This window comes from Pandoraea bronchicola (genome assembly GCF_902459805.1).
GTDB classification, from domain to species: Bacteria; Pseudomonadota; Gammaproteobacteria; order Burkholderiales; family Burkholderiaceae; genus Pandoraea; species Pandoraea bronchicola.
On the sequence record NZ_CABPST010000005.1, the window covers coordinates 250,559 to 268,683 of the forward strand.

12 protein-coding genes and 1 pseudogene are annotated in these 18,125 nt (G+C 65.2%); 10 read left to right on the forward strand and 3 right to left on the reverse strand.

The annotated features are described in order from the left end of the window. The first annotated feature begins 86 nt into the window (after positions 1-86). From PBR20603_RS12675 to aroG, 4 genes are all read left to right on the forward strand, one after another. Positions 87-4,481 carry a YhdP family protein gene (locus PBR20603_RS12675; protein WP_150559868.1) on the forward strand — a complete coding sequence of 1,465 codons (4,395 nt, stop codon included), beginning with the start codon at positions 87-89 and terminating at the stop codon, positions 4,479-4,481. Positions 4,482-4,552: 71 nt separating this feature from the next. After that, entirely contained in the window at positions 4,553-5,404 is an 852-nt protein-coding gene (locus tag PBR20603_RS12680) for a carbon-nitrogen hydrolase family protein (protein ID WP_150559869.1), read from the forward strand. A gap of 59 nt (positions 5,405-5,463) precedes the next feature. Continuing rightward, positions 5,464-6,924 (forward strand): metalloprotease TldD, encoded by a 1,461-nt coding sequence (gene tldD, locus PBR20603_RS12685; protein WP_150559870.1) that lies wholly within the window; start codon positions 5,464-5,466, stop codon positions 6,922-6,924. Between the two features lie 477 nt (positions 6,925-7,401). After that, positions 7,402-8,475 (forward strand): 3-deoxy-7-phosphoheptulonate synthase AroG, encoded by a 1,074-nt coding sequence (aroG, locus tag PBR20603_RS12690; RefSeq protein WP_150559871.1) that lies wholly within the window; start codon positions 7,402-7,404, stop codon positions 8,473-8,475. Between the two features lie 69 nt (positions 8,476-8,544). Here the strand turns inward: aroG and PBR20603_RS12695 are convergent, their stop codons facing one another. Continuing rightward, a complete protein-coding gene (locus tag PBR20603_RS12695) occupies positions 8,545-9,108 on the reverse strand; it encodes a cob(I)yrinic acid a,c-diamide adenosyltransferase (protein WP_150559872.1) in 564 nt (187 codons plus the stop codon). Between the two features lie 344 nt (positions 9,109-9,452). On the opposite strand from PBR20603_RS12695, the gene PBR20603_RS12700 reads away from it, so the two are divergent. From PBR20603_RS12700 to glcE, 4 genes and pseudogenes are all read left to right on the forward strand, one after another. Continuing rightward, the gene (locus PBR20603_RS12700; protein ID WP_150559873.1) at positions 9,453-10,874 is read left to right on the forward strand and encodes an FAD-binding oxidoreductase; all 1,422 of its coding nucleotides are present in this window, start codon (positions 9,453-9,455) and stop codon (positions 10,872-10,874) included. Between the two features lie 7 nt (positions 10,875-10,881). After that, positions 10,882-12,410, forward strand: a pseudogene (locus PBR20603_RS12705) (FAD-linked oxidase C-terminal domain-containing protein). A 1-nt stretch (position 12,411) separates the two neighbouring features. Beyond that, entirely contained in the window at positions 12,412-13,281 is an 870-nt protein-coding gene (locus tag PBR20603_RS12710) for an ion transporter (RefSeq protein ID WP_150559874.1), read from the forward strand. Then, positions 13,281-14,363, forward strand: a complete 1,083-nt coding sequence (gene glcE / locus PBR20603_RS12715; RefSeq protein WP_150559875.1) for a glycolate oxidase subunit GlcE — start codon at positions 13,281-13,283, stop codon at positions 14,361-14,363. Before PBR20603_RS12710 ends, glcE begins: the two co-directional genes overlap by 1 nt. Positions 14,364-14,406: 43 nt before the next feature. Here the strand turns inward: glcE and PBR20603_RS12720 are convergent, their stop codons facing one another. Beyond that, entirely contained in the window at positions 14,407-15,972 is a 1,566-nt protein-coding gene (locus tag PBR20603_RS12720) for an aminotransferase-like domain-containing protein (protein WP_246174613.1), read from the reverse strand. 158 nt (positions 15,973-16,130) lie between these two features. Here PBR20603_RS12720 and PBR20603_RS12725 point away from each other — a divergent pair, with 158 nt between their 5' ends. After that, on the forward strand, positions 16,131-16,607 hold the full coding sequence (locus tag PBR20603_RS12725; protein WP_150559876.1) for a hypothetical protein: 477 nt from the start codon (positions 16,131-16,133) through the stop codon (positions 16,605-16,607). A 62-nt stretch (positions 16,608-16,669) separates the two neighbouring features. On the opposite strand, the gene PBR20603_RS12730 is transcribed toward PBR20603_RS12725, so the two are convergent. Further along, on the reverse strand, positions 16,670-17,167 hold the full coding sequence (locus PBR20603_RS12730) for a glutathione peroxidase (protein ID WP_150559877.1): 498 nt from the start codon (positions 17,165-17,167) through the stop codon (positions 16,670-16,672). A 205-nt stretch (positions 17,168-17,372) separates the two neighbouring features. On the opposite strand from PBR20603_RS12730, the gene PBR20603_RS12735 reads away from it, so the two are divergent. After that, positions 17,373-18,086 carry a YggS family pyridoxal phosphate-dependent enzyme gene (locus PBR20603_RS12735; RefSeq protein WP_150559878.1) on the forward strand — a complete coding sequence of 238 codons (714 nt, stop codon included), beginning with the start codon at positions 17,373-17,375 and terminating at the stop codon, positions 18,084-18,086. Positions 18,087-18,125: the final 39 nt, after the last annotated feature.

Consider the following 18,125-nt stretch of genomic DNA (forward strand, 5'->3'; position numbering starts at 1 on the left):
TCCTATGGCCGGGCCTTCGGAGGGCCTTGGGCTTGTGTTACAGTCTTTGCCACAGAAACTACCACATTCCCTCGTAGACGCGCAGCATGACCGACCGTAAGCCGCCTGCCTCGCCGACTGCGACCCGGTCCTGGTTCTCGTCACTGCCGCGTGGCTTGCGCCTGGGCCTGGAATGGCTGCTGGCGCTTATCGTCATCGGCTATTTCGGACTGGGCGCCGTCATTCTCGCGACCCGGTACGTCATCCTCCCTTCTGTGTCGGATTACCGCCCGCAAATCGAAGCGGCGGCCTCGCGCGCGGTCGGGCTGCCCGTCACCATCGGCCGCATCGACGCAGACTGGCGCGGCTGGCACCCCTATCTCACGCTCGAAGACGTGCGCATCATGCGCACCGCGCCCAGCGCAGCGCCCAAGGCCTCGAAGGTCGCCCGGGGGATTGCGCCGGCGCCGCCCGCGCGCCAGGCCGCAGCCTCCGGCGCATCGGCACCGGCGGCATCCGACAGTCCGCCCGTGGTGAGTGATGCATCGCCCGGCGCGCCGCCACCTGTCGAACCGGGCCTGACGCTCCACCGTCTCGATGCCGTGCTCTCGTGGACCAGCCTGATCCATTTCGACCTTCGCCTGTCGAGCCTCACGCTGTACGAACCTGACCTCGCCGTCGAGCGGCGCGCCGACGGTACGATCCTCGTCGCGGGCATACCGGTCGCCGGGAATGGCGGCGCGACGGACACGACGGGTGCCGACTGGCTCATGCGTCAGGCGCGCATCGTCATTCGCAACGGCACCGTGCGCTGGCGCGACGCCGGGCGCGATGTGCCCGAAGTCGTTGTCTCGCAGGTCAACGCCATGCTGCGCAATCGCGGCTTCGAACATCGCTTCGGCATGCAGGCGAATCCGCCGCCCGGCGTCGTCGCCCCGCTCGACATTCGTGCCCGTTTCACCAACCCGCTGTTCGCCCGTCCCGGTGACGTCAAGCGCTGGCGCGGTCAGATCTACGCCGACGTCGGCACGCTCGATCTGACCGAGCTGGCCCGCTACGTCGATCTGCCGGGCAAGGCGTCGCGCGGCCGGGTTGCCGCGCGCGCATGGGTCGACTTCGATGGCGGCGCAATCACAGGGGCCACGCTGCGGGCCGCCGGCGAAAGCACCTCGGTGCAGTTGGCCGACAACCTGCCGCCCCTCACCTTCGACGCCACGCAGGGCCGCATCGACGTGACCCGCACGGGACCTCAGACCGACGCCGGCTGGAATCTGCGCGCGCGCGATCTGACGTTGCAGGCAGCAGGCCGTCCGACGCTCGACGTCCCCGATCTGCGCGGCACGTACATCCCCGGCACCGATACGCGCGGCTTGCATGTGGCGCTCGCGGGCCCGCGCTTCGACATCGGTGCCGCCATGGCGCTCGTGCCGTCGCTGCCCATCGACTCGCCCACGCGCGACACGCTCGCGAGCTTCCGCCCGCGCGGCCGTCTGGCCAATTTCGACATCAATTTTCAGGCCCCCAAGCCCCACGGACCGGGCAACTGGCGCGACCTGCCGGGCATCAAGCAATTGCCGCCAGAACGCGACCGCTACCGCGTGGTGGCCGATTTTGAAGCGCTGGGCATCGACAGTGCGCCGAGCCAGCAGCCGCCGGCGCATCCGGGCGCGCCCAATGCGGGGCGCCCCGGCTTCGCCAATCTGAGCGGTCACATCGACGCCGATCAGTCTCGCGGCAGCCTGACACTGGACGCGAAGAACGCCACCCTGGACTTCCCCGGCCGCTTCGATCAGCCACGCATCGATCTCGACGCCCTCACCGCGCGCACGTCATGGCGTGTCTCCCACTCGGCGACCAAGCACGACGCCCCGGCAAACGTGCAGGTGCGTGTCGATGCGTTGCATTTGCAGAACAGCGAACTGACGGGTGACGTGAGCGGCACATGGCATAACGGGGGCAAAGGCAACGGCATCGTCGACCTGAAAGGCAACATCGCCCATGCGAACGCCAATTCGGTGCCGCGTTATCTGCCGACGGACATCGGCGCGAGCGTACGCGACTATCTGCAACGCGCCTTGCTCGCGGGCACGGTGCAGAATGCACCGTTCGCCGTGCAAGGCGATCTCGAGGACTTCCCGTACGGCAAGGGTGGTGGCAAGTTCCGCATCGACATTCCGCTTGCGGACGTCACGTTCAATCCCTCGCCGCTGCGTCCGGGTCACACCGAAGTCTGGCCCGCCTTCGAGAAAGTGCGCGGCAATCTGCGCTTCGATGCCGACAAGCTGCACATCGCCATCGACAGCGGTTCGATTTTCGGCGTGACGCTCACACAGGTGCTGGGCGACATCAACGACATCGGGCAGGACAGTTCCGTGCTCACCCTCAAGGGCGACGCACGCGGCCCCGCCGCCGACTTCGTGAAGTACCTGAACGGCAGCCCGGTGGGCCACTGGATCGGTGACGTCACCGAAGACACGCGCGCGAATGGCACCGCGCAGTTGGCGTTGCAGTTGTCGATGCCGCTGGAACACACCGACCGCTCGAAGGTCACGGGACGCGCGCGGTTCCTGCGCAACGATGTCACGCTGCTGAGCGGTCTGCCGACCTTCGGCGCAGTGGACGGCGAACTGGCGTTCACCGAGCGCGGCATCTCGCTCGACAATCTGCGCGGCACGTTCCTCGGCGGCGACGTCCGCGCTTCGGGCGGCAGCCGCGACGACGGCACCATTGCCCTGAACATCAACGGCACGATGAGCGCGCAGGCACTGCGCGAGAACCGCGAGAACGCCACGCTGGCACAACTGGCAAAACGCATGACCGGCGCCACACCTTATACGGCGACGGTGATGGTGCGCCAGGGCATGACCGACGTGGCCGTGCAATCCACGCTCGCCGGTCTTGCGGTGAACCTGCCTGCACCGCTCGGCAAGAGCGCCGAGACGGCACTGCCCGCACGCTTCACGCTGCGGCCACAGGCGAACCCGGGCGGGCGCCGCATCGATACGCTCGACTTCGCCATCGGCAGCGTGCAAGGCAACTATGTTCAGCAACGCAGCAGCGGCAACGGCGGGCACATCGAGGTGCTGCGGGGCGGCATCGGTATCAACCAACCGGTGCCGGCACCGCGCGAAGGCGTGCAGGCAGCCGCCCAGTTCGACACGCTGGACGTGGACGCCTGGCGCAGTGTGATCGCGTCGCTCGGCAGCGATACCGTCACCCCCGTCACGCAAGGCACACCGCCCGCGCCCGCCGCCACGGCAGCGGCCGCGCGCGACGAGTTCGGTGCACTGACCCCTTACCTGCCGACACGTCTTGCCCTGCATGCCAGGCAAGTGCGCCTGATGTCGCGCCAGTGGCCGGAACTGGTCGTGGGAGCGCAACGCAACGATCGCGACTGGCAGGTGAGCCTCGCTTCCGATCTCGTCTCCGGCTTCGCCGAATGGCATGCCCCGGATGCGAAGAACCCGTCGGGCACCATCCGCGCACGGCTGGCCAAACTGGTGATCCCGCGCGAAGACCACGGCAACGATGTCCTCACGCAAGTCCTCGACGAGCCGAGCGACGAATTCCCGGCCATCGATGTCGTCGCCAACGATTTCGTGCTGCGCGACAAGCCGCTGGGCCGCTTGCAGTTGAACGCGCATAACGACATCGAGGACGGTGTGCCCGTGTGGCAACTCACCAAGCTGGAACTGAGCAACAGCGCCGCCACGCTCGACGTCAAGGGCAACTGGCGCACTTCGCGCCGCCGCGCGGCAGCGGCAGCCGCCGCCGGCAGCGACGACGACGTGCCGCGACGCACCGTACTCGACTTCAATCTCGAAGTGAAGGACGCGGGCGGCCTGCTCGATCGTCTCGGCCTGCCCAAGACCCTCAAGGACGGCTCGGGGAAAGTCTCCGGCCGCTTCGGCTGGCGCGGCGGCCCGGATGCCATCGATTACCCGACGCTCGGCGGCCGTGTCGCGATCGACCTCAAGCGCGGGCAGATTCTGAAGGCCGACCCGGGACTGGCCAAGTTGCTGGGCATTCTGTCGGTGCAGACGCTTGCCAAGATCCTGACGTTCGACTTCAACAGCGTGATCGGCAGCGGTCTGCCGTTCGACAGCATCGAAGGCAACGCCACCATGCAAGCCGGGGTGGCGAATACCGACGATCTGACGATCAATTCCAGCACGGCGACGATCAAGATCGACGGGCACACCGATCTCGCCCGCGAGACGCAGGACCTGACGGTGTTGGTGCTGCCGAAGATCAACGCAGCGTCGGCGTCGCTCGCGTGGGCCATCATCAATCCGGCGCTGGGTATCGGCTCGTTCTTTGCGCAACTGGCGCTGGGCGAGCAGCTCTCGCGCACGCTCTCGACGACCTACCACGTGACCGGCTCCTGGGACAATCCGGTCATCGGACAGGGCGACGCCAATAAGAGTAAGATCAACGCATCCCCGGTCGCCCGGCCCGAGGCGCGAAACGACCTCCCGCCGGTCGGTATGCGCGGCAACTGAGCGCATCCGGACGCTTCGCCTGACACGCTTTTCAGCCCGACACGGTTATCCGCTCCGAATCCAGCCATTACATGACGAGTCCCGACACGAAGTCAGCCGCCGCATCTGCGCCCACCGACGCCCCCGTGCGCGTCGCAGCCGCGCAAATGGTGAGCGCCCCCGACGTCGAACGAAACCTCCGCGAGGCCGCCCGCCTGGTGGCCGAGGCAGCGGATAGCGGCGCGCAATTGGTGCTGCTGCCCGAGTACTTCTGCCACATGGGCCAGCGAGACACCGACAAGCTCGCCTTGCGCGAGGCGCCGGGTCACGGGCCGATTCAGGACTTTCTCGCCGAGACAGCCCGCCGTCACGGCGTGTGGCTGATCGGCGGTACGCTGCCGCTCGCGGCCCCCGAACCGGAGCGCGTGCTCAATACCACCCTGGTTTTCGGGCCCGACGGCGCCCCGGCCGCGCGCTATGACAAGATTCACCTGTTCAACTTCGTCAAAGGGGAAGAAGCCTATGACGAAGCACGCACCATTCGCCCGGGCGATGCCGTACGCACGTTTGAAGCGCCCTTTGGGCGCGTAGGACTGTCGGTCTGCTACGACCTGCGTTTCCCCGAGTTGTACCGTGCGATGGGCGACTGTACGCTTGTGGTTGTACCCGCCGCCTTTACCTACACCACGGGCCGCGCGCACTGGGAATTGCTGCTGCGCGCGCGCGCTATCGAGAATCAGTGTTACGTGCTGGCGTCCGCGCAGGGCGGGCATCACGAAAACGGGCGGCGCACCTGGGGGCACTCCATGCTGATCGATCCGTGGGGCGACATCGTCGCCCAGCGAGAAGTGGAAGGCGCGGGCGTTGTCGTTGGCGACATCGACCCAGCCCGGCTGACGGGCGTGCGTCAGAGCCTGCCCGCGTGGCGGCACCGTGTGCTGTAAGGTTGATTTCCCCGATTCCGCCCTCATCTCCCGAATACATTTCCTTGGCCTGACACCGCATGAAAATCATCGACACCGGCATCCAGAACCTGGCTACGGCCCGCGAGCTGCTGCTCACGCCGTACGGCCTCGACGAAAGCCACCTGCAACGCGCGCTCGGCGACATCTTCACGCACCGCGTGGACTATGCCGACCTGTACTTCCAGTACACGCGCAGCGAAGCGTGGAGCCTCGAGGAGGGCATCGTCAAATCGGGTTCGTTCTCGATCGATCAGGGCGTGGGTGTGCGCGCCATCGTGGGCGACCGCACCGCGTTCGCCTATTCCGACGACATCTCCGAAATCGCACTGAAGGACGCGGCCGCCGCCACGCGCAGCATTGCCACGGCCGGACGCGGGCGCGTGAAAGTCGGCAGCAAGCTCGCGAACGCCACCGGTCACGGGCTCTATCTGCCCGCCGACCCGCTGGCTTCTCTCGATGCCAACGGCAAGGTGGCGTTGCTCGAGCGCATCGAAAGGCTGGCCCGCGCGCGCGATCCGCGCGTGCAGCAAGTCATGGCCGGTCTGGCCGGTGAATACGATGTCGTTCTGGTCGCGCGCAGCGATGGCGTGATCGCCGCCGACGTGCGTCCGCTCGTGCGCGTGTCGGTCACCGTCATCGTCGAATCCAACGGCCGCCGCGAAATCGGCAACAGCGGCGGCGGCGCACGCCTCGACTACGCGTACTTCACCGACGATCTGCTCGAGAAATATGTCAAGGAAGCGGTCGACGGCGCCATCGTCAAGCTCGACGCCCGCCCGGCCCCGGCCGGTGCGATGACCGTCGTGCTCGGCCCGGGCTGGCCCGGCGTGCTGCTGCACGAAGCTGTCGGCCACGGCCTGGAAGGCGACTTCAACCGCAAGGGCTCTTCGGCATTCTCCGGTCGCCTGGGCGAACGCGTGGCGGCCAAGGGCGTCACGGTGGTCGACGACGGTACGCTGTCGAACCGTCGTGGCTCGCTCAACGTCGACGACGAGGGCAATGCAACGCAGTGCACCACGCTCATCGAAGACGGAATTCTGCGCGGCTACATGCAGGACAGCCTGAACGCGCGTCTGATGAAGATGCCGGTCACGGGTAACGGCCGCCGCGAATCGTATGCCGCGCTGCCGATGCCGCGCATGACCAACACTTACATGCTCGGCGGCGACAAGGACCCGGAGGAAATCATCGCGTCGGTCAAGCGCGGTCTGTATGCCGTGAACTTCGGCGGCGGTCAGGTCGACATCACCAACGGCAAGTTCGTGTTCTCGATGTCCGAGGCGTACATGATCGAAGACGGCAAGATCACGTACCCGGTCAAGGGGGCCACGCTGATCGGCAACGGTCCGGAATCGCTCAAGGATGTGACGATGATCGGCAATGACATGTCGCTGGATTCGGGCGTCGGCGTGTGCGGCAAGGAAGGCCAGAGCGTGCCGGTGGGCGTTGGCCAGCCGACGCTGCGCATGGAAAACATGACGGTCGGTGGCACGGCATAAGGCCGCAGGAGGCCGCATAAGGCTGGCCCGGCCCATCCGGCGTTACGCGTCGGATGGCGCACCGCAAAAAATGCGTCAAGCATAGCAAAGCGCCCGGGTCAAACCGGGCGTTTTCGCATGATTTTCAAATATTGCGATTATTTGATGCAATTTGACATATCGATATGCGACATTTCCGCGCGTTTTCCTGCCGTTTAGCGGCCCCACACGGTTGCAGGGTCATGCGATTAGGCGTATAAAGTTGTTTCTGTGCACGGCAAATGCCTGCGAAGCAGTGTCAACGACATCCCTCATGACCGCCAATAAGTTTTATTTTTACTTTTTTGCGAATCTCACACCGCTGGCGGAAGGAGAGGGGCAGTTGCAGCAGTAAGCACCGAAACGAATCCTGAAAAACCGCCAGCGAGTCTGGCGGTTTTTTTTTGACCCGCATCCCGAGAATCGAACCGCAGTCCGAACTGCCCCAGGAGAAAAACCATGCCTCCCCACAACACCGATGATGTCCGTATTCGTGAACTCAAGGAACTGACGCCGCCGGCGCATCTGATTCGCGAGTACCCCTGCTCAGAACAGAGCGCGGACCTCATCCATCGCTCGCGCGGCGCCATTCACCGCGTGCTGCACGGCATGGAAGACCGCCTCGTCGTCATCATCGGCCCGTGCTCGATCCACGACACGAAAGCCGCGCTGGAATACGCCGCGCGCCTGGCAGAACAGCGCGAGCGCCTGAAAGGCGAACTCGAAATCGTGATGCGCGTGTACTTCGAGAAGCCGCGCACGACGGTGGGCTGGAAGGGTCTGATCAACGACCCGCACATGGATAACAGCTTCAAGATCAACGAAGGCCTGCGCCTTGCCCGCGAACTGCTCGCCCAGATCAACGCACTGGGGTTGCCCGCCGGTACGGAGTACCTCGACATGATCAGCCCGCAGTACATCGCAGATCTCGTGTCGTGGGGCGCCATCGGCGCACGCACCACCGAATCGCAGGTGCACCGCGAACTGGCGTCGGGCCTGTCGTGCCCGGTCGGTTTCAAGAACGGCACGGACGGCAACGTGAAAATCGCCGTCGACGCCATCAAGGCCGCATCGCAGCCTCACCATTTCCTGTCGGTGACCAAGGGTGGCCATTCGGCCATCGTGTCGACGTCGGGCAACGAGGACTGCCACCTGATCCTGCGCGGGGGCAAGACGCCGAACTACGACGCCGCCAGCGTGCAGGCCGCCTGCGACGACATCGCCAAGTCGGGTCTGGCAGCGCGCGTGATGATCGACGCATCGCACGCCAACAGCCAGAAGAAGCACGAGAACCAGATCCCGGTGTGCGAGGACATCGCGCGCCAGATCGCCGGCGGCGACGACCGTATCATCGGCGTGATGGTCGAGTCGCACCTCGTTGCCGGCCGTCAGGATCACGTGCCGGGCAAGCCGCTGACCTACGGTCAGAGCATCACCGATGCTTGCATCAACTGGGAAGACAGCCTGAAGGTGCTCGATACCCTGGCCGACGCCGTGCGTGCGCGCCGTCTGGCTCGCGGCGCAGGCAACTGATGTCGAGGGCGGCCGAGCGCCGCCCTGGCGTCAGACGTCGTGACCGTAGCAAGGGCCGCGGCAAAGCGCTTACTGCGCCCCGCCCTCGGCCCGGTCGCGCTGCCACAGCACATCGGTGCCGCCGCCCGCACGGTTCAGCACGCGCGCAAGGACGAACATCAGATCGGACAGGCGGTTGATGTACTGACGCGGCGCGGGGGCCACCGTCTCTTCGGCACCGAGCGCCACCATGGCGCGTTCGGCCCGGCGCGATACGGTTCGCACCACATGCGCCAGCGCCGCCGCGCGAGTGCCGCCCGGCAGAATGAATTCCTTCAGACTCGGCAAATCCGCGTTGTAGTGCGCCAGCCAGTCGTCGAGCTTGACCACCTGCGCGTCGCCGAGCAACGTGTGACGCGGCATACTCAGTTCCCCGCCGAGATCGAACAGATCATGCTGAATGTCGAGCAGCATGGCGCGCACATCCGGCGGCAGGTCTTCGCACAGCAACACGCCGATGTGCGAATTGGTCTCGTCGATCTCGCCGATGGCGACGATACGCAGGCTGAACTTGTCGACACGTGCCCCGTCACCGAGGCCGGTCTTGCCACCGTCACCCGTGCGCGTGACGATCTTGCTCAAACGATTACCCATCTTCTGACACCTACCCCTTACGGCATATCTTGCCCGCCAGCGCCCAAGTTCGGCCGCCGGACGACCTGCCTGCTTTGATTGAAATTGACCGCCTCTGCCCTCGATGCCTATTTTTCAGGCAATTCCGATGGCACGCCTTGGCGGCAAGTCCGTATGATATGACGCAAAAGGTGGGGAAAAACGCCGTCACGGCGTAAAATCCCCGCTCATGAGGTGTCAGGGTGCGTGCCCGCCGTACCATTGCGCGTCCGGACTTGCCGGCCCGTGCCCAAGACCCCACACCCAATATGGAGCCTGCCATCGCCTGCTGGCGCTGGCCGCCCGGAGACCCGAAGGAGAAAGCCGTGAATCACCCCCACCTGCCGTTCGCCGCCAAGCGTCCGTTTCCGGACGCCCTGCTCGCCGACTTGCAAGCCCTTCTGGGCGAGCGCGTGAGCACCAAGGAGGCGCTACGCGAGCATCACGGCCGAGACGAGTCTCCGTTTGACCCCATGCTGCCCGACGCCGTCGCCTTCGCGCACAGCACCGATGAAGTCTCGCAGATCGTCAAGCTGTGTGCCAAATACGACGTTCCCATCATTCCGTATGGCGCAGGCTCGTCGCTCGAAGGTCATCTGCTTGCCGTCGAGGGCGGTCTGTCGCTCGATCTGTCGGAAATGAATCAGGTGGTCTCGATCAATGCAGAAGACCTGACGGTCACCACGCAGCCCGGCATCTCCCGCAAGGCGCTCAACGAAGCACTGCGCGACACCGGTCTGTTCTTCCCGATCGACCCGGGCGCCGATGCCAGTATTGGCGGCATGTGCGCCACGCGCGCCTCGGGCACCAATGCCGTGCGCTACGGCACGATGCGCGAGAACGTGCTCGCCCTGACCGTCGTGCTGGCAGACGGACGCGTGATCCACACTGGCACGCGCGCACGCAAATCCTCGGCCGGCTACGACCTCACGCGCCTGTTCGTCGGCAGCGAAGGCACGCTGGGCATCATCACCGAAGCGACGGTGCGTCTGTATCCGCAGCCGGAAGCCGTATCGGCCGCGATCTGCTCGTTCCCCAGCATGACGGATGCCGTGAACTGCGTCATCCAGACGATTCAGTTGGGCGTGCCTGTGGCCCGCGTCGAGTTCGTCGATGCGCTGGCCGTGCGCGCCATCAACAAGCACTCGAAGATGGAACTGCCCGAGACGCAAACGCTGTTCTTCGAATTCCACGGCAGCGATGCCGGTGTGAAGGAGCAGGCCGAGACCGTCGAGGAACTGGCCAAGGAAAACGGTGGCACCGGGTTCGAATGGGCCACGCGCACCGAAGACCGCAACCGTCTGTGGGGCGCACGCCATAGCGCGTACTTTGCGATGCTCCAGCTCAAGCCGGGCTGCCGCGCGGTGACCACGGACGTCTGCGTGCCGATCTCGCGTCTGGCCGAGTGCGTCGGCGAGACCGAAGACGATCTGCGGGCGTCGAGCCTGCCGTGCCCGATCGTAGGTCACGTGGGCGACGGCAATTTCCACGTGGCGATCCTGATCGATCCGGACAAGCCCGAAGAGATCGAAGAGGCCGAACAGCTCAACCAGCGCATCGTCGAGCGTGCGATCCGCATGGGGGGCACCTGTACTGGCGAACACGGGATAGGCCTGCACAAGATGGGCTTCCTCGTGACCGAGCATGGGGAAGACGCCATCGATGTCATGCGTGCGATCAAGACCTCACTCGATCCGCACAACCTGCTCAATCCGGGCAAGATTTTCCGGTTGCGCTCGGCCGGCTGAGCGCCGCATGAACGCGCCCACCGCCCCGCAAGGTCAGTCCGGCCCGCTCCAGGCGGGTGCCGCGCCCGATGACGCCGGCGCGCTCGAAGCGCGTCAGCGTCAGTTGCTCGACGCGCTCACCCAGATCGTGCCGCCGCATTGCATTTTGCATCGCCGCGAAGACACCACGCCTTACGAGTGCGATGGTCTCGCCGCGTATCGCCGCGTGCCGTTGTGCTGCCGGAGTCGGAATCTCAGGTCCAGCGCATTCTGCAGGCCTGCCATCAGTTGGGCATTCCGGTGGTGCCGCGCGGTGCAGGCACGAGTCTGTCCGGCGGCGCAATGCCGATCTCCGACGGGCTGGTGCTCTCGCTCGCCAAGTTCAAGAAGATCGTCGAGATCGATCCTTACGCACGCACGGCGACCGTGCAACCGGGCGTTCGCAATCTGGCGATCTCGGAAGCCGCAGCGCCTTACGGCCTGTATTACGCGCCGGACCCGTCATCGCAGATCGCCTGCACCATCGGCGGCAATGTGGCGGAGAATTCCGGCGGTGTGCACTGCCTGAAGTACGGGTTGACGGTGCATAACGTGCTGCGCGTGCGCGCCATCACGATGTCGGGGGAAGCCATCGAATTCGGCTCGCTCGGTCCCGATGCGCCCGGACTCGATTTGCTGTCGGTCTTCATCGGCAGCGAGGGAATGTTCGGCGTGGTGACGGAAATCACCGTCAAGCTGGTGCCCAAGGCGCAAACCGCACAGGTCATCATGGCGAGCTTCGACGACGTGGAGACCGGCGGCAACGCCGTGGCAGCGATCATCGCGGCCGGCATCATCCCCGCCGGTCTGGAAATGATGGACAAACCGGCCACGCAAGCCGTCGAGGAATTCGTTCACGCCGGCTACGACCTCGACGCAGCGGCGATCCTGCTGTGCGAGTCGGATGGCACCCCGGAAGAAGTCGCCGAGGAGGTCATGCGCATCTCTCATGTGCTGCGCACCTCAGGCGCGACACGGTTGCAGATCTCCCGTAGTGAAGAAGAGCGCCTGCGCTTCTGGTCGGGACGCAAGAATGCGTTCCCCGCTGCCGGACGCATTTCGCCCGACTATTACTGCATGGATGGTACGATTCCTCGCCGGGCGATTGGGACGTTACTCAAACGCATCGAAGGTCTGGAACAACAATACGGATTGCGCTGTATTAACGTCTTTCACGCGGGAGACGGCAACATGCATCCGCTCATTCTTTTCAACGGCAACGACCTCGACGAATGGCATCGCGCCGAAGCGTTCGGTTGCGACATTCTCGAAGCGTGCGTCGAACTGGGCGGCACGATCACGGGCGAACACGGGGTGGGCATCGAAAAGATCAACTCGATGTGCGTGCAGTTCTCGGCGGAAGAGCGCGACGCCTTCTTCGGCGTAAAGCGCGCATTCGATCCGGTCGGACTGCTCAATCCGGACAAGGGCATTCCCATGCGCGCCCGCTGCGCCGAATACGGCAAGCTGCACGTGCGCGGCGGCCTGCTGCCGCATCCCGACCTGCCGAGGTTCTGATATGCGCCCGCTGTCAGACTGGATGCCGCACGATTGGCGGCAGCGGCTCTACATCATCATCTTCGAGGCAGATACGCGTGAAGGGCGTCTGTTCGACATCGCGCTGCTCATCGCCATCGTGCTGTCGGTGCTCACGGTGGTCGTCTCGAGCGTGCCCGCCGTGCAGGCCACGGCGTCGCTGCCGATGGCGATCCTCGAGTGGTTCTTCACGCTGCTCTTTACGGCCGAGTACGTCGCGCGGCTACTCAGTGCGCATCGGCCGCTACGGTACGCGCTGTCGTTCTACGGCATCATCGATCTGCTCGCCATTTTGCCGACCTATCTCGCGATTCTCGTGCCCGAACTGCATGGGCTGATCGACGTGCGTCTGCTGCGTCTGATGCGTGCGTTCCGGATTCTCAAGCTCACGGCGTATGTGAACGAAGCCGGGGTGCTCAGCATTGCGCTCTACAACGCGCGCCGCAAGATCCTCGTGTTTCTCGGGTTCATCTCGATCATCGTGGTGATCTTCGGCACTCTCATGCACATCATCGAGGGGCCGGAACATGGCTTCACGAGCATTCCGGTGGGCATCTATTGGGCCATCGTCACGCTCACCACCACCGGCTATGGCGACGTGGTGCCCGTCACCGGACTGGGCAAGGCGATTACCGGCTTCGTGATGCTGCTAGGCTACAGCGTGATTGCCATTCCGACCGGCATCATGGGAGCGGAAATCCATTCGGCCATGCGCAAGCAAGCCGTCACCACGCGCACCTGCCGGCAATGCCATACCGAAGGGCACGATCCCGATGCGACCTACTGCAAACACTGCGGCAGTGAGCTGGGCCCCTATCAATCCGACATGCCACCGCCGCCTGAACCGAGCTGATGACCGACACGAACGACACTCTCGAGACCTTCCGCGCCGTCATCGAGCACGCCACGGCACGCCGCGCGCCGCTTCAGCTTCGTGGCGGCGGCACCAAAGCCTGGTACGGCCAGCAACGTGTGGGCGACGTGCTCGACACGCGCGCTTATCGGGGCATCGTGGCCTACGACCCGGCAGAACTGGTCATCACGGCTCGCTGCGGCACGCCGCTGGCCGACATTGAAACGGCGCTCGCCGAACACAATCAGTTGCTGCCGTTCGAGCCGCCCTACTTCGGGCCGGGCGCGACGATTGGCGGCGCGGTGGCCGCCGGGCTCGCCGGGCCCCGCCGCAGCGCGGTCGGTGCCGTGCGCGACTTCGTCCTTGGCGCGAAGCTGATGGACGGGCGCGGTCATGTGCTGAACTTCGGCGGTCAGGTGATGAAGAACGTCGCGGGTTACGACGTCTCGCGCATGCTCGCCGGCTCGCTCGGCACGCTGGGTCTGGTCCTCGAAGTGTCGCTCAAAGTGTTGCCGCAACCCTTTGCCGAACTGACGCTGCAATTCGAAATGAATGCCGTCGATGCCGTGCGCAAGCTCAACGAATGGGGCGGGCAGCCGCTGCCGATCACCGGCAGTGCATGGCGCAACGACTTGCTGGTGATTCGTCTGGCGGGGGCTTCGGCCGCCATCAAGGCCGCGCGCGTGAAGATGGGCGGCGAATTGGTCGATGCCATTCACGCGGCCAAATTCTGGCACGCGATCCGTGAGCAGACGGACAACTTCTTCGCCGATGCCGGGCCGGGGCAGGCGTTGTGGCGTCTGGCCGTGCCCTCGACCGCCGAACCGCACCGCCTGCCGGGCAAACAGCTCATCGAGTGGGGCGGTGCCCAGCGATGGTGGATTACCGACGCCGACGCACAGATCGTACGTTCTGCGGCGCGGCAGGACGGCGGACACGCCACGCTGTTCCGCTACGGCGAACCCGGCGTTGGGGTCTTCACCCCTTTGCCCGCACCGCTCATGCGCATCCACCGCAATCTGAAGTCGGTGTTCGACCCAGCGGGCATCTTCAATCCGGGACGGATGTATCCGGAGTTCTGAGCGCGGTGTAAAGCGAAGCGACGGCTCCTGCGGCCCCGGCCGCTCAGGAACGCATGTCCAGCAGACGCGAGACTTCCGTCGCCAGCGTGCGCACCGCTTTCTCGACCTCACGGGTGAACGGCTGGCCACCGTTGATGCGCAGAAAGTGGTCGTACCGTGACGAGTTCGAGAAAAGACTGCCCGGTGCAACGCGAATTCCCTTCGCAAGCGCCGCGTCGAACAGTCGCTCCGAGCTGACGCCGCCTGGCATTTCCACCCACAGACTCAGTCCGCCTGCAGGCAACGTCAGGCGGGTGCCCGCCGGAAAATGCGTGGCAATCGCTTCGGCCATCGCGGCGCGATGCTCGCGCAACTGCGTGCGCAAGTGCCGCAGGTGACGGTCGTAGCGGGGAGAATCCATGAACTCGCCCATTGCGATCTGTGCGAGCGCTTCGTTCGGGCGCGTCTGCGCGTACTTCAGCATCTCCACTCGCCACTGCCACTTGCCGCCCGCGATCCAGCCAAGCCGCATGCCCGGCGCCAGCGTCTTGTGCAGCGACGCGCAATGAATCACGTTGCCCGTGGTGTCCCACGAGCGGATGGACGCGGGAATATTGCCGTCGTCGCCCAGCGCCGAGTAGGTGTCGTCTTCAATGATCGCGATGTCGCGCGACTCCGCCCACTTCACGAGCTGTGCCTTGTGCGAATCCGGCATCACCGACCCGAGTGGATTCTGGAAATGCGGCACGACGATGACGGCTTTGATGTTGTCGTAGGTCTCGCTCGCCAGTTGGAGGGCTTCGAGTGAGATGCCCGTCTGCGGACTCGTCGGAATTTCGAGCGCCCGCATGCCCATACTCTCCAGCGTTTGCAGCAGCGCGTAGTACGTCGGCGACTCAACGGCCACCACGTCGCCCGCTGACGCGACCGCACGCAACGCGAGATTGATCGCCTCGATACAGCCGTGCGTGACGACAATCTCCTCGGGGTTGATGTTCATGCGCGCCTCTAGCGCCCGCCGGGCGATCGCAGAGCGGAAGCGCGCTTCCCCGCCGCCGGGCGGCGGCGTGCCGTAAAGCAGCGGATTGTCGCGCAACGCCCGCACAGTGGCCTGCCGCAGTTCGTTGACCGGGTAGAGCGACGGGGAACCGTGGGCGACCGCGAGATTGATTTTGACGTCCGCCTGGAGCCCTCTTGCGAGGATCGACGACACACGCTGGTTGATGCCCACGTATTGCATCAGGTCGGGCACCCACGGACGCGGCTCGGCCACCGGCACGAGGCTCGCCCGCGCAGGCGTGCGCACGAAGTAGCCCGAACGCGGACGCGCCTCCAGGACACCCTGCGCCTCCAGGTGGCGACACGTCTGCAAGGCCGTCGACAGACTGACCTGATGCCGCTCCATCAACGTGCGCACGCTCGGCATGCGATCGCCCGGCGCAAGCGTGCCCGCCTCGATGGCATGACGGTAGTGATCGGCAAGCTGACGATACAACGGCGTGCGATCCTCCGAAGCCGTCTGCGTTGCAGCGGCTGCGGAAGATGCCTTCGGGGTGTCCGCAATGAGCAGCGTGCTGTCCGGGGCGGTGAGAGTCGGGGTGACGGCGTCCATGCGCAGATGATCGGGCATTGCACGCGACCATAACAGATACAGATTCGTTGAATCGGCATCGTAACAGATTGCCGCAAGCCGCTCTGTTACGGGCGAAACAGGGCATCTGTGTGCCTACCGGGAGTGTCTGGCGGCCGATACGCTGTACTCACCTGTTCAACGCCCCGGAGCCCGTCATGGCAAAGCCGCTTTCGCGTCCCCTCCCCCCCGACTCGATGCTTGCGCGAGGTCACGGTAACGCCGGCCGAGCCGGCGAGCCGATTGCCCGAGCGCACACCGCCGCGCCGCCGGCCAACGTCGACAACGGCGCATTCGCCGCGCGCCCGTCGCACCTCACGCTGGCACACGGGCAATCGTTTCATGCCTATGTGAGCCGGGGCACGGTGCTGCATATCGAACGGGGCGACGTCGTGCTTTGCGCCGCGCCGCGGTGGCTGGCCGCGAGTTTCTGGCGGAACACCGTCTCGCTGACGGCCGGACAGACGCATGTGGCCGAGACGTCCGGCTGGATGACGTTGAGCGCCGGCACGGGCGCCCGTATTGTGCTGCGTGAAGACGCCGGTGACACCCGGGGTCCCGCCGGGCCGCGCTCGCGCGCGGTTCGTCGCGCCGCCCGTCTAAGGCAGGGCTTTCGCGAGCGTTTCGGTTTCTGAGCCAACCAGCGCGCCCGCCTGACGCAGGCATACGGGCGCGTCTTCGTCCGGCCGTATGCCCCTCAGGCCCGCAGCAGCTTCTCGATGTCGGCGCGAATGGCGTCAGGCTTGGCCGTCGGCGCATAGCGCGCCACCACGTTGCCCGTCGCATCGACGAGGAACTTCGTGAAATTCCACTTGATTGTCTTCGTGCCCAGCACGCCGCGCTTTTCCTGCGTGAGATAAGCATAGAGCGGTGCGGCGTGCGGCCCTTTCACGTCGACCTTGGCGAACATCGGGAACGTCACGTGAAAGCGCAGATCGCAGAAGCTGCGGATGGCTTGCGCATCACCCGGCTCCTGCTTGCCGAACTGGTTGCATGGGAACGCGAGCACTTCGAAGCCGCGCGGGCCGAGCTGTTCGTAGAGCGTTTGCAGGCCGGCGTACTGCGGCGTGAAACCGCACTCGCTCGCCGTGTTGACGATCAGCAGCACCTTGCCACGATACTGCGACAGGCTGACGGTTTCGCCCGACAGCGTCTGGACTGAAAAATCGTACACATGCTGCGAATTCGCGCTCATCTCCGGCTCCCTGTGGATGTTGGCACCGCGAAGTCTGCCACAAGCCGCGCGATTCGACCGCTTGACGTGCCGCCGGCACGGGTAGCACCTCGTTTTTCCCGGGTAGCACCTCCGGTGCGGGCACGGCTATAATCCCTGACCTGCAACGCCGTTGCAATGCCCCTCGCGCCAACGACACCGCCCGACCGACGCCTGAACCTGCCTCATGTCGACCATTGCTTCACATCTCGCCGATGTCCTTTCCCGGATTGCCCGCGCCACTGCCGGTGCTGGCCGTCCAGCGGGTAGCGTGCGATTGCTCGCCGTCTCGAAGACATTTGGTGCCGACGCCGTGCGCGACGCGCTGGCCGCCGGACAACGCGCCTTCGGCGAGAACTACGTGCAGGAGTCGCTCGAGAAGATCGCTGCACTGGCTGGCGAGACGGTCGACGGCAAACCGCTCGAGTGGCACTTCATCGGCCCATTGCAAAGCAACAAGACGCGAGCGGTGGCGGAACATTTCGACTGGGTGCATTCAGTCGATCGACTGAAGATCGCCGAACGTCTGAGCGCACAACGGCCCGCAGATCTGCCGCCCCTTCAGGTTTGCCTGCAAGTGAACATCAGCGGCGAAGCGAGCAAGAGTGGTGTCGCGCCAGCAGACGTTCCGGCTATCGCGCGTGCCATCGCCGCGCTGCCGAATCTGCAATTGCGCGGCCTGATGGCGATTCCGGAACCCGAGGACGATCCAGCGCGCCAACGGGCGCCTTTCAAGGCGGTGCGCGAGTTGTTCGACGCGCTGCGCGCCAGCGGACTGGCGCTGGACACGCTTTCGATGGGCATGTCTGGCGATCTCGAGGCAGCGATTGCCGAGGGTGCGACAATGGTGCGCATTGGCACCGCGATTTTCGGCGCGCGCGATTACGGCCCCCCGGCCTGATCGCGACGCGCCCCGATGGTGAGCGCCTCGTGACGACTC

Excerpts from the sequence above, each read along its gene's own strand:
- PBR20603_RS12675 (WP_150559868.1), top strand. The coding sequence starts at position 87 with ATGACCGACCGTAAGCCGCCTGCCTCGCCGACTGCGACCCGGTCCTGG.
- PBR20603_RS12680 (WP_150559869.1), top strand. The coding sequence starts at position 4,553 with ATGACGAGTCCCGACACGAAGTCAGCCGCCGCATCTGCGCCCACCGAC.
- tldD (WP_150559870.1), top strand. The coding sequence starts at position 5,464 with ATGAAAATCATCGACACCGGCATCCAGAACCTGGCTACGGCCCGCGAG.
- aroG (WP_150559871.1), top strand. The coding sequence starts at position 7,402 with ATGCCTCCCCACAACACCGATGATGTCCGTATTCGTGAACTCAAGGAA.
- PBR20603_RS12695 (WP_150559872.1), bottom strand. The coding sequence starts at position 9,108 with ATGGGTAATCGTTTGAGCAAGATCGTCACGCGCACGGGTGACGGTGGC.
- PBR20603_RS12710 (WP_150559874.1), top strand. The coding sequence starts at position 12,412 with ATGCGCCCGCTGTCAGACTGGATGCCGCACGATTGGCGGCAGCGGCTC.
- glcE (WP_150559875.1), top strand. The coding sequence starts at position 13,281 with ATGACCGACACGAACGACACTCTCGAGACCTTCCGCGCCGTCATCGAG.
- PBR20603_RS12720 (WP_246174613.1), bottom strand. The coding sequence starts at position 15,972 with ATGCCCGATCATCTGCGCATGGACGCCGTCACCCCGACTCTCACCGCC.
- PBR20603_RS12725 (WP_150559876.1), top strand. The coding sequence starts at position 16,131 with ATGGCAAAGCCGCTTTCGCGTCCCCTCCCCCCCGACTCGATGCTTGCG.
- PBR20603_RS12730 (WP_150559877.1), bottom strand. The coding sequence starts at position 17,167 with ATGAGCGCGAATTCGCAGCATGTGTACGATTTTTCAGTCCAGACGCTG.
- PBR20603_RS12735 (WP_150559878.1), top strand. The coding sequence starts at position 17,373 with ATGTCGACCATTGCTTCACATCTCGCCGATGTCCTTTCCCGGATTGCC.